Source organism: Aeromonas sp. Prich7-2, assembly GCF_017939255.1.
Lineage (GTDB): Bacteria > Pseudomonadota > Gammaproteobacteria > Enterobacterales > Aeromonadaceae > Aeromonas > Aeromonas caviae.
In genome coordinates this window covers 19,004-29,415 of record NZ_JAGKRI010000063.1, presented here as the reverse complement: position 1 = coordinate 29,415, position 10,412 = coordinate 19,004, and the positions used below count along the sequence as shown (strand labels likewise).

The 10,412-nt window shown below is 62.5% G+C and carries 13 protein-coding genes, 5 tRNA genes and 1 pseudogene; 16 read left to right on the top strand and 3 right to left on the bottom strand.

What is annotated here, in order from left to right:
• From J9892_RS12710 to J9892_RS12690, 5 genes and pseudogenes are all read left to right on the top strand, one after another.
• The coding region (locus J9892_RS12710; RefSeq protein WP_210538448.1) for a transposase at positions 1–84 on the top strand (84 nt) is incomplete at its 5' end.
• 86 nt (positions 85–170) lie between these two features.
• Positions 171–1,340: pseudogene (locus tag J9892_RS12705) on the top strand (UPF0149 family protein).
• Positions 1,341–1,490: 150 nt separating this feature from the next.
• Entirely contained in the window at positions 1,491–1,961 is a 471-nt protein-coding gene (locus tag J9892_RS12700; RefSeq protein WP_010674639.1) for a MarR family winged helix-turn-helix transcriptional regulator, read from the top strand.
• Positions 1,958–2,146 (top strand): DUF4250 domain-containing protein, encoded by a 189-nt coding sequence (locus J9892_RS12695; protein WP_043155974.1) that lies wholly within the window; start codon positions 1,958–1,960, stop codon positions 2,144–2,146. The genes J9892_RS12700 and J9892_RS12695 overlap by 4 nt, the downstream gene beginning before the upstream one ends.
• Positions 2,147–2,307: 161 nt before the next feature.
• Entirely contained in the window at positions 2,308–2,487 is a 180-nt protein-coding gene (locus tag J9892_RS12690) for a hypothetical protein (protein ID WP_049636389.1), read from the top strand.
• Between the two features lie 95 nt (positions 2,488–2,582).
• On the opposite strand, the gene J9892_RS12685 is transcribed toward J9892_RS12690, so the two are convergent.
• Positions 2,583–3,170 carry an FMN-dependent NADH-azoreductase gene (locus J9892_RS12685; RefSeq protein WP_039039094.1) on the bottom strand — a complete coding sequence of 196 codons (588 nt, stop codon included), beginning with the start codon at positions 3,168–3,170 and terminating at the stop codon, positions 2,583–2,585.
• A gap of 226 nt (positions 3,171–3,396) precedes the next feature.
• On the opposite strand from J9892_RS12685, the gene J9892_RS12680 reads away from it, so the two are divergent.
• The 4 genes from J9892_RS12680 to J9892_RS12665 all read left to right on the top strand — a co-directional run bounded on the left by J9892_RS12680 (position 3,397) and on the right by J9892_RS12665 (position 6,667).
• Positions 3,397–4,287 carry a DMT family transporter gene (locus tag J9892_RS12680; protein ID WP_041211382.1) on the top strand — a complete coding sequence of 297 codons (891 nt, stop codon included), beginning with the start codon at positions 3,397–3,399 and terminating at the stop codon, positions 4,285–4,287.
• A 73-nt stretch (positions 4,288–4,360) separates the two neighbouring features.
• Positions 4,361–5,539: a formate-dependent phosphoribosylglycinamide formyltransferase gene (gene purT / locus J9892_RS12675; protein WP_041211381.1), complete on the top strand. Its 1,179-nt coding sequence runs from the start codon at positions 4,361–4,363 to the stop codon at positions 5,537–5,539.
• A gap of 128 nt (positions 5,540–5,667) precedes the next feature.
• Positions 5,668–6,327, top strand: a complete 660-nt coding sequence (hxpB, locus tag J9892_RS12670; RefSeq protein WP_113725379.1) for a hexitol phosphatase HxpB — start codon at positions 5,668–5,670, stop codon at positions 6,325–6,327.
• Positions 6,328–6,463: 136 nt separating this feature from the next.
• Positions 6,464–6,667 carry a CPXCG motif-containing cysteine-rich protein gene (locus J9892_RS12665; RefSeq protein ID WP_005336871.1) on the top strand — a complete coding sequence of 68 codons (204 nt, stop codon included), beginning with the start codon at positions 6,464–6,466 and terminating at the stop codon, positions 6,665–6,667.
• Between the two features lie 78 nt (positions 6,668–6,745).
• On the opposite strand, the gene J9892_RS12660 is transcribed toward J9892_RS12665, so the two are convergent.
• Positions 6,746–7,036: a YciI family protein gene (locus J9892_RS12660; protein WP_043155979.1), complete on the bottom strand. Its 291-nt coding sequence runs from the start codon at positions 7,034–7,036 to the stop codon at positions 6,746–6,748.
• A gap of 102 nt (positions 7,037–7,138) precedes the next feature.
• The gene (locus J9892_RS12655; RefSeq protein ID WP_039039091.1) at positions 7,139–7,750 is read right to left on the bottom strand and encodes a riboflavin synthase; all 612 of its coding nucleotides are present in this window, start codon (positions 7,748–7,750) and stop codon (positions 7,139–7,141) included.
• Between the two features lie 133 nt (positions 7,751–7,883).
• Between J9892_RS12655 and J9892_RS12650 the strand changes: the two genes are divergently transcribed.
• From J9892_RS12650 to J9892_RS12620, 7 genes are all read left to right on the top strand, one after another.
• Positions 7,884–8,090, top strand: coding sequence for a YaeP family protein (locus J9892_RS12650; protein WP_113725377.1), 207 nt, complete (start codon positions 7,884–7,886; stop codon positions 8,088–8,090).
• A 151-nt stretch (positions 8,091–8,241) separates the two neighbouring features.
• On the top strand, positions 8,242–9,621 hold the full coding sequence (locus J9892_RS12645) for an MATE family efflux transporter (protein WP_029314480.1): 1,380 nt from the start codon (positions 8,242–8,244) through the stop codon (positions 9,619–9,621).
• A 194-nt stretch (positions 9,622–9,815) separates the two neighbouring features.
• Positions 9,816–9,892, top strand: a tRNA-Val gene (locus J9892_RS12640).
• Between the two features lie 11 nt (positions 9,893–9,903).
• Positions 9,904–9,980 (top strand) — tRNA-Val (locus J9892_RS12635).
• A 17-nt stretch (positions 9,981–9,997) separates the two neighbouring features.
• A tRNA-Val gene (locus J9892_RS12630) sits at positions 9,998–10,074 on the top strand.
• A 121-nt stretch (positions 10,075–10,195) separates the two neighbouring features.
• Positions 10,196–10,272 (top strand) — tRNA-Val (locus tag J9892_RS12625).
• Between the two features lie 39 nt (positions 10,273–10,311).
• Positions 10,312–10,388: transfer RNA gene (locus tag J9892_RS12620), tRNA-Val, on the top strand.
• Positions 10,389–10,412: the final 24 nt, after the last annotated feature.

Below are 10,412 nucleotides of genomic sequence, written 5' to 3'. Positions count from 1 at the left end.
TGGTCATGCTCTTACTTTGTGGGCTCTTGCGGCGGTGCGCCGTTAGAGGTGATCAAGCAATACATTCAAAACCAGCGGGGCTGACGCCCCGGCGAAATTCCCCTCCCACCTACGTCGGAGGGAGTCCCCTTTCGCATTTAAGATGGATCCAGACCCACAGCCAGCAGGAGATGAGTTACCCCGCCCTGCACGGCTTCCTGTGCGCCCGTCTGGCGGGGCCCGTAGCCCCCGACTGGCAAGATCCGCTGGCCGGCCTGCTGCCTCATGATGCGGCGCTGGACGAGAAGAGTGCCGAGGCGCTGCATCACCTGATCGCCGAGCTGGAAGCCCAGGCCGACGACGCGCAGCTGGCCCTGCCGAGCCAGTGTCGCCTCTCTACCGACAACCCGGAGCAGGTGTTTGACAAGCGCCATCCTCTGGGCTAATGGAGCTATGGCTTCAGTCAGGGGGTAGCCTGCTGGCCGGCGCCGACCGACCTGAACGATCCGGCGACCCGCTATCGCTTCAGCCTGGTGGCCGAGCTCTGCCTGTTTCGCGACAAGCCCATGGCCATGATGCTGCACCAGGCTACGGCCAGCGAGCCCCCCTTCCTCGATTTTTGCAAGCGTCAACGCCAGCAGATGAAGACGGCCCTCAACCTCCTGCTCGGCCAGGATCACTACGAGGCCGAGCCTGAAGAGAGCCCGTCCCTGGACAACGAGCAGACTCGCCAGTGGCAGCAGTGGTTCGAGCTGGCGGCAGAGAGCCGCGATCCCCTCGCTCGCCTTGGCTGGTTCGAGCGCATCATTGCCGATGCCAACCTCCTGTTCGATGAGGCATTCTGGCAAGCCCACGCGGGCCATGGCTGGCAGGTCCCCGAGGCACGCCCTCTGATCGCGGCCAGGGCCGGTCGAGCCGATTGCCTGCTGCGACTTGGGCAGCTTGGGCAGGCACGGGATGAGTACCTGGCCCTGCTCGCCCTCTGTCGCGCCGACGAGCCCGCTTGCCGCCACCCCCTCTCCACCCTCTATGCCTGGCAAGGGGAATGGGATGCCCTGCAACAACTGCTGGTGCGCTTTGATGAAGCCTCCTGCTGGCTGCTTTACAACAAGGCCTTGATGAGCTTTGTCTGCGAAGGGGAAGCGGCGGCGCGCCCTCATCTGGCGGCGGCAATGGAGGTCAATCCCCATGTGCCCGCCACTTTGCTGGGCCAGCGCCGCTTGCCCAAGCAGGAGCCTCGCCGCTGGCAGGGAGGCAGCCGTGACGAGGCGGCGCTCTACGCCTTGCAGAGTCGCGAGGCCTGGCTGACCCACAACGCCTTGATATGGCTGCGAAAGAGTGCGGGCAAGCAGGCCAGTTGAGACCCCAATTGCCGATTCGATGACAGAACACGTGCGCAAACGCACATTTTTCTGGTGACTGGTCAGACAAATGCCCCTGTGTTACGTATCATCAAGGCCAAAGTATCAAGAGAAACTGCACCCGATGCAGCCGCCACAGCAGGATGTCATATGTCGAAGATCATTGAGCTGCTCGCGCACTACCCTCCTTATCAGCTGGTTCACGCCGCTGAGATGGTGCGCGATACCTTTGAACAGTTTTATCAGCAGCGGTACCAACTCACCGTGCCCCAGTGGCGCCTGATGATGGTGCTCGGCCCCCACTACCCCATCAGCCAGAAGGAACTGGTGGAGGCGAGCGGCATGGACAAGGTACGGATCTCCCGCGAGATCCATCGTCTGGTGGAGAAAGGCATCCTGTTCACCGAGAACAGCGTGCAGGACAAGCGCATCAGCCTGGTCTCCTTCACCCCGGCGGGGCTCACCCTGTTCCAGCAGCTCAAGACGGAGGCGGGAAGCTGGCAGCACACCCTCACCGACTATCTACCGGCCGAGGCGCGTCAGAGCATTCGCCTGCACCTGCAGAGCGTCAGCGATGCCATCGAACAACTTCACCTGCTGGACAACGAGCAACCCTCATGAAGCTAAACAACTTTGCCACCATGGATGTCAACATGCTGCTGAGCCTGGTCAACATGCAGCTGCGTGATCACTACGAGGATCTCGATGATCTTTGCCGGGCGCAGGATCTCGACAAGGAGGCCCTGGTCGCCAGGCTGGCCAGCGGCGATTTCCACTATCAGGAAGATCAGAAGCAGTTCAGATAGGGATCCGGATCACAACCCGACCCATGCCGCTGGCTCCGTCGGCAAAAGCTGCTAAGGTGGTGGCTACCCGGTCCGTTGATGTTCGCAAGAGGTATGGATACATCTTGTTGTCACAGACCGCGGTTAGCCTCTTGTTCACCACCCGCAGCCAAGGATGACCCATGATGCGCCTCATTCGACCAACCAGCCTGATCACCCTCTGCACATTGCTGGTGATCAGCCTCTTCCTTCCCCAGGTCCCCACCAGCGCCGAGCAGTGGCTCACCACCCTGCTGCTGGCCTCCCTCGTGGCGGTCTTTCTGATGGTCGGCAGCGGCTGCCGCCACTTCCTGCGCGAATAACGACGCCAGAGCGTGATGCCTGCGCAAAAACAACAACGCAGCCCGAGGGCTGCGTTGTTGTTTCAGGATACTGGGGGCCAAGGCCCCGAGTCGCATCAGTAAGCCAGGGTTTCCAGCTGCTCCTTGGCCTGCTCGATCCCCTTGGCTTGCGCCTCCGGCCCCATGCCCATGCCTTCGGCATAGATGAAGTCCACTTCGTTGATGCCGATGAAGCCCAGCACGGTACGCATGTAGGGGGTCACCAGGTCGGTGGCATTGCCCACGTGCATGCCGCCACGGGGGCTGACCACCAGGGCGCGGGTGTTCTCCACCAGGCCGACCGGACCGGTCTCGGTGTAACGGAAGGTCACGCCGGCACGGGCCACCAGATCGATCCAGTTCTTCAGCTGGGTCGGGATGTTGAAGTTGTACATGGGGGCCGCGATGATCACCAGATCGCTCGCCTTGAGCTCGGCGACCAGCTCGTCGGACTGGGCCAGCACCGCTTGCTGACGCTCGTTCAGGTTCTCGCCACCACGCAGGCCCATGGCCAGCTCGCCGTCCAGCACCGGCAGGTTCAGGGTCGCCAGATCGCGTACCTGGATGGTGTCACCCTGGCGCTCGGCCAGGTAGCCGTCGATCAGGGCGTTGGATTGGGAATACTGGCCCAGGATGCTGGACTTCAGAACGAGGATATTGGCCATGGTGAAACTCCATTTGATTGTCAATTGAACAGCCAGGCTGTCGATGGAGGTCACTATAAAGACTGGCATTAAAGCCTGATAGCGAAAATAGATGCTCAAGTCATTCAAAAAATTTGATGTCTGTGCATTTCCTCGGCAGAGAGGGGCTCATCAAACTCCGCACCCTTGGCATGACAAACGATTGCCGTTATGATCCGCCGCACTTTTTGTACGTGATCCGGATCTCATGACCTCCTCCCGCAGGCACTCCCCCTTTGCCGGCGCCGTCTGGATGATGGTGGCAGGCCTCTGCTTCGCCGCCGTCAACAGCCTGAGCCAGTATGTCAGCTTCACGCTCGGCCTCCCCTCGACCCAGGTCGCCTTTCACCAATATCTGATCGCCCTGGTCTGCCTGCTGCCCTGGCTGGTGCGCCACGGTCTGCGCCAGTCCCTGATGACGAACCAGCTGCGCCTGCACCTGCTGCGGGTCGCCCTGGCGGTGACCGGCATCCAGTTCTGGCTCTGGGCCCTGGCGGTCCCCGTCCCCATCTGGCAGGGGATCGCGCTCTTGATGACCTCCCCCCTGTTTGCCACCCTGGGATCAGCCCTCTTTCTCAAAGAGCAGGTGAGCCGGGCCCGCATTCTCGCGACCCTGGCGGGGTTTGTGGGCGCCATGCTGATCCTGGCTCCCTGGACCGACGACTTCACCCTGGCCTCCCTGCTGCCGGTGGCGGCCGCCCTCTTCTGGGCAGGCTACTCCTTGCTGGTGCGCTATCAGGCGGCCAGCGAGTCGTCCCACACCATCGTCGTCTACCTGCTCGTCTTCAGCACCCCGTTCAACGCCATGCTGGCGATCCCTGAATGGCAGTGGCCGAGCGAAACCCAGTGGCTGCTGGTGGCCGCCTCGGGCGTACTGTCGGCACTGGCCCAGATGTCCATCGCCCGCGCCTACAGCGTGGCGGAGGCCTCCTTCGTGCAACCTTTCGATTTTGCCAAGCTGCCCATGAACGTGCTGGCCGGCTGGCTGGTATTTGGCTGGGCGCCCCCCGGTCGCTTGTGGCTGGGGGCGGCCATCATCATCGGCGCCATCACCCTGCTCACCCATCTGGAGCAGCGCGCCCACCCACCCACTTCCTGAGGTACGCCATGCGTGCCTCTTTTTTTGCTCACCCGGATCAGCCCTGCTGACCACCGACCTCAGGAGAGATCAGATGTTTGGAACCGCCACCCGCCCCACTGCGACCCGCGCCCTGCTGCTGGGATCAGGCGAACTCGGCAAGGAGGTCGCCATCGAGCTGCAGCGGCTCGGTATCGAGGTGATCGCCGCCGACCGCTATGCCAACGCCCCCGCCATGCAGGTGGCCCACCAGGCCCGCGTGCTGGACATGCTGGATGGTGCCGCCCTGCGCGCCCTGGTGGCCGAGGTCAAGCCCGACCTCATCATCCCCGAGATTGAAGCCATCGCCACCGACACCCTGGCCGCCCTCGAGCAGGAAGGGGTCAAGGTGGTGCCCAATGCCCGCGCCACCCAGCTCACCATGAACCGGGAGGGGATCCGTCGCCTCGCCGCCGAAACCCTGGGACTGCCCACCTCTGCCTACCGCTTTGCCCAGAGCAAGGAGGAGTTTGTGGCCGCCGTCGAGGCCATCGGCTTGCCCTGCGTGGTAAAACCGGTGATGAGCTCCTCCGGCAAGGGGCAGAGCCTGCTGCGCGACCTCGCCAGGCTGGATGAAAGCTGGACCTATGCCCAGGAGGGGGGCCGTGCCGGTCGTGGCAAGGTGATTGTCGAAGGCTTCGTTCCTTTCGAGTACGAGATCACCCTGCTCACGGTGCGCGCCGTCGATGGCATCCACTTCTGCGAGCCTATCGGCCATCGTCAGGAGGATGGCGACTACCGCGAATCCTGGCAGCCCCAGGCCATGAGCGAGCTGGCCCTGGCCCGCTCCAAGGAGGTGGCGGCCAAGGTGGTCGAAGCCCTTGGCGGCTACGGTCTGTTCGGGGTCGAGCTCTTCATCAGGGGTGACGAGGTGTGGTTCAGCGAAGTCTCCCCCCGCCCCCACGACACCGGCATGGTGACCCTGATCTCCCAGGATCTCTCCGAGTTCGCCCTGCACGTGCGCGCCATCCTGGGGCTGCCCGTCGGCACCATCACCCAGTACGGTCCGAGCGCCTCTGCCGTGGTGCTGCGGGAAGGCCACAGCCAGGATATCCGCTATCAGGGGATTGGCGAGGCACTGGCCCTGGTGCCGGGTGCCCAGTTGCGTCTCTTTGGCAAGCCGGAGATCGCCGGTCGTCGTCGCCTCGGGGTGGCGCTCGCCCGTGGGCAGGATTGCCAGGAAGCCGTGGAGCAGGCCAAGACGGTGGCAGCCCGGGTAGAAGTACTGTTCTAGGCAATCCGCTTTACCACGCAAAAACAAACGTTTATCTGCGTGATCCGGCGCAAGGGGCAGGTGACTGCCCCTTTCCCATTGAAGCACCAGGCTTATAATCCCCCCTTCACCTATGTCAGGAGTACAAGATGTTAACTGCCGTGATCTTCGATATGGATGGTGTTCTGATCGACTCGGAACCCTTCTGGCAACGGGCACAGATGGCCGTCTTCGCCGAACTGGGCCACTTCCACACCGAGGAGGACTGCAACTCCACCATAGGGGTGCGCATCGATCAGCTGGTGGCCCACTGGTACCGGATCCGCCCCTGGAGCAGCCCCAGCCAGGAAAAGGTAGTACAGCGCATCCTGGATCAGGTGATCGCGCTCATCCTGCAAGAGGGACAGCCCAAGGCCGGGGTGCTGGAAGCCCTCGACCTCATCGAGGCCCAAGGGCTCAAGATCGGGCTCGCCACCTCCTCACCGTTTGCCATGGTCGAGGCGGTGCTCGGCAAACTCGGCATCCAGGACCGTTTCATGGCGGTCCACTCCGCCGAGGTGGAGCGCTTTGGCAAACCCCACCCGGATGTCTATATCCACGCCGCCGAGAAGCTCGGCGTCGAGCCTGTGCACTGTCTCGCCATTGAGGACAGCTTCACCGGCCTGCTGGCGGCCAAGGCAGCCTCCATGACGGCGCTGATCGTGCCGGACCCGGCGCTGGTCGGCGATCCCCGTCTGGCCATCGCCAACCACGAGCTGCGCTCTCTTGCCGAGCTGAACGCAGAGATGCTGGCCGGCTGGGTCAAGTAGGCAACACCCTGGCGGACTGACCTCCAGCCTCCCTTTATCCCGCTCATAAACGTGCGCTTGCTCGCGGTTGCGCCGCCCTGTGGCGACTAGAATCAGCAGGAGCACAGAGACGGCCCACGGGCCCGAGGAGGTCACCATGATCGAATACACCAGCAAGCGTATCGTCTGCCCCCACTGCGGCCACCACACCCGGGTCGAGCTGGATGCCAGCCAGGGGGATCAGGAGTTCTACGAAGATTGCATGGCCTGCTGCAACCCCATCCATCTGCGGCTGCACCGGGATGAAGCCCGCGACTGCCTGCAACTCTTCGTGGATGCTGACGACGAGCAGCTGTTCTGAATCCCCCTGTCCAGACACAGACAAAAACAAACGGGACCCTGTGGGTCCCGTTTGTTCTGGTGCCGTCGTCAGGCTGGGTCACGCCTCCCTCAAGCACGCCGCCTTCGCCGACGTCATGGTCGGAACAAACTCCACCACCTGATAATCGGCCGCCTCTGCCTGTTTGAAGGGATCCTCTGCCAGCATCGCCTCCAGGGCGTCTCGGCTCACGCCCTGCGCCAGTATGACGCCCCCGACTCGGGGTACCTGACGCCCGGATGCCAGAAAATGGCCTGCGGCATACTGCCGCTCCAGCCACGCAATGTGGGCCGGGATCAGGGCATCGATCTCCGCCAGCGGTTTCACATAAGTCAATGTCACGACAAACATAGAGAAGTCTCCAAGGCCCTGGGGCGGCGCCTCTTCCACAAGAGGGCGCCTTTCCCGTGATGCCGCCCTCCTCTTCGAACCCTGGGGGCAGCGCTCAGGTGGTTACTGGCGCGCCGCCAGCACCCGCTCCACCGTGTCGACGATGGCCTGGGTCTGGGGGTCAATCTCGATGTTGGTCCGCCAGCCGGCCTTGACCCAGCCCAGATTGGTGCGGGCCAGGGTCTCGGGGATCAGGTTGACGCAGAACTCGCTGGCGCGCACCTCGCCCACGGTGAGGCTGATGCCGTCGATGCCGATGTAGCCCTTGGTCAGCACGTACTTCATCAGCGCAGGATCGAGGCGATACCACACCTGGCGGTTGTTGGGGGTGTCGATGACCGAGGTCACCTCGGCCGTCCCCATGATGTGGCCGGACATGGCATGGCCGCCAATCTCGTCCCCAAAGCGGGCGGCCCGCTCCACGTTGACCTTGTCACCCACCACCAGTTGCCCAAGGTTGGTGAGGCGCAGAGTCTCCTGCATCAGATCGAAGCTGACCAGATCCCCCTCCACCCGGGTGACGGTCAGGCAGCAGCCGTTGTGGGCCACCGAGGCCCCCAGGGCCAGCCCCTCGCCCCAGGCCGGGCTCGGCATGCGGATCACGTGGGTGCGAAAATTGGGCAGTGAATCGATGGCCACCAGTTCGGCGGTCCCTTGTACGATGCCGGTGAACATGAGTCTCTCCAGGCTGTGAAAATTGTCGGCAGGTTACCCCCGGCCACCTTGCAAGACAAGGGTGCCGGCTGACAAGGAGAAGCGCGATCGCTATAGTGACCCCAATCAATCCAGACTGAATGAGGAAACAAAAATGCAGGTATATCAATGCTGTGAAGCCATTCGCATCGCCTACAACCAGATTGGCTCCGGCGAGCAGGGTTATGTGCCCCAGGCCATCGCCGCCAGCATACGGGCGCTCAACGCCGTGGCCTCCGACGAGCGGGTACCAGAGGATCTGCGCGAGCAGGCGGCCTATGCCGCGGCCAACCTGCTGATCAGCGATCACGAAGACGCCTGATCCCGGCTACAAATCTGCCGCCGACCTTCCCCGTTGGCGGTTTTTCAGGCTAGAATGACACCCCCGCATTTTGTCTCCTCAGGACGAGGAGGCAAAAGCCCATCTCTCTTGCCCGCTCTTTCTCTTTTATCTGATCCACTCGGAGGTGTCAGTGCAACGTTATTGGTCCGAGGCGAAGCAGCTCGTTCGTCTAGCCAGCCCCATTCTAGTCGCCCAGGTGGCCCAGATCGCCATGAACTTCGTCGATACCGTGATGGCGGGACAGGTGAGCGCCGTGGATCTGGCCGCCGTGTCGGTGGCGTCCAGCTTCTGGTTGCCGATCATCTTGCTGGTGCAGGGCATCATCATGGCCCTCACCCCCATCGTTTCCCAGCTCAACGGCGCTCGCAAGCAGGACGAGGTGCGCCCCGCCGTGCACCAGGGCTTCTGGCTCGCCCTCATCGTCACGCCCATCGCCATGGTGGCACTCTACTTCAGCCCCCTGGCACTGCAATTCATGGACGTGGATCCCGTCATGGCGGCCAAGACTGCCGGCTACCTGCACGCCATCCTGTGGGGCCTGCCCGCCTTCGTGATGTTCCAGGTGCTGCGCAACTTCAGTGAGGGGCTCTCCCACACCATGCCGACCATGGTGATCGGTTTCGTGGGGCTCGCGGTCAACATCCCCGCCAACTACATCTTCATTCACGGCCACTTCGGCATGCCGAAACTCGGCGGCGTCGGCTGCGGCGTGGCCACTGCCATCGTGCTCTGGGCCATGCTGCTGGCGATGATCGTCTATGTGAAGTGCTCTGCCCACTTCAAGCGCATCAACCTGTTCGCCCAGCTGGCACGCCCCAACGGCAGCCGGATCTGGCGCCTGTTTCGCCTGGGGTTCCCCATCGCCATGGCCATCTTCTGCGAGGTGACCCTGTTTACTGTGGTCGCCCTGATGCTGGCCCCCTTCGGCGCGGAGACGGTGGCGAGTCACCAGATTGCGCTCAACTTCTCCAGCCTGGTCTTCATGCTGCCCCTCTCCATCGGTGTCGGCGTGACCATCCGGGTCGGTCACAACATAGGGGAAGGTCAACCGGATCAGGCCAGGGTCGCCGCCCGCACCGGCCTGATGCTGGGCATGGGAGTCGCCGCCGCGACCGCCGCCCTCACCGTGCTGCTGCGCGACCCCATCGCGGGGATCTACACCGACGACCTGCAGGTGATCGGCCTCGCCGCCACCCTGCTCTTCTTCGCCGCCATCTACCAGATCTCCGATTCGGTGCAGGTGGTGGCCGCGGCAGCCCTGCGCGGTTACAAGGATACCCAGGCCATCTTCTACGTCACCATCGTCGCCTATTGGGGGCTGGGTCTGCCCACCGGCATGATCCTGGGGCTGACCGACTGGGTGGTACCGCGCATGGGCCCGCAGGGCTTCTGGATAGGCTTCATCGTCGGTCTCACCTCCGCCGCCCTGATGCTGGGCGCGCGGCTGCGCGTCATCTACGGCCGCTTCGCCAGCCCCGCGGCCTGCACCGCCCTCTCCCGGGCGCAATAGGGCGCGGCCAGGGGCACGGGGAGCCGCACTTTTGGGGCGGCTCGCCTGTAAAATCAACAGGCTGCACAAGAACTGGGCAAACAGTCTCCTTTGTGCATGTCCCTTGTTGACAGCCTTGGGGGCCATGGGTAGTATGCCGACCACGCCAGCAGTGCTGGCGGGATAAAACGGGTCTTCAGCCCGGTTTATGAAGTGGGTTTATAGCTCAGTTGGTTAGAGCACTACCTTGACATGGTAGGGGTCGTTGGTTCGAATCCAATTAAACCCACCACTTTTCGTGATGCGTCCTTAGCTCAGCTGGTTAGAGCACCACCTTGACATGGTGGGGGTCGGTGGTTCGAATCCACTAGGACGCACCATCACGAAACCCTGTTATGCGTCCTTAGCTCAGCTGGTTAGAGCATCACCTTGACATGGTGGGGGTCGGTGGTTCGAATCCACTAGGACGCACCATAACAGTTTGAATAAATTGCAGATATGAATTTGATGTGGGTTTATAGCTCAGTCGGTTAGAACAGTACTTTGACATGGCGTAGGCAATGTCGTTGGTTCGAATCCGGTTGAACACAGATGTGGGTTTATAGCTCAGTTGGTTAGAGCACTACCTTGACATGGTAGGGGTCGTTGGTTCGAATCCAATTAAACCCACCACTCCCCTGCAATGACACACAAAGTCGCCTTGCGCACCCTGCGTCCTTAGCTCAGCTGGTTAGAGCATCACCTTGACATGGTGGGGGTCGGTGGTTCGAATCCACTAGGACGCACCAGATTTGAAAAGCCCGCTTGATAGC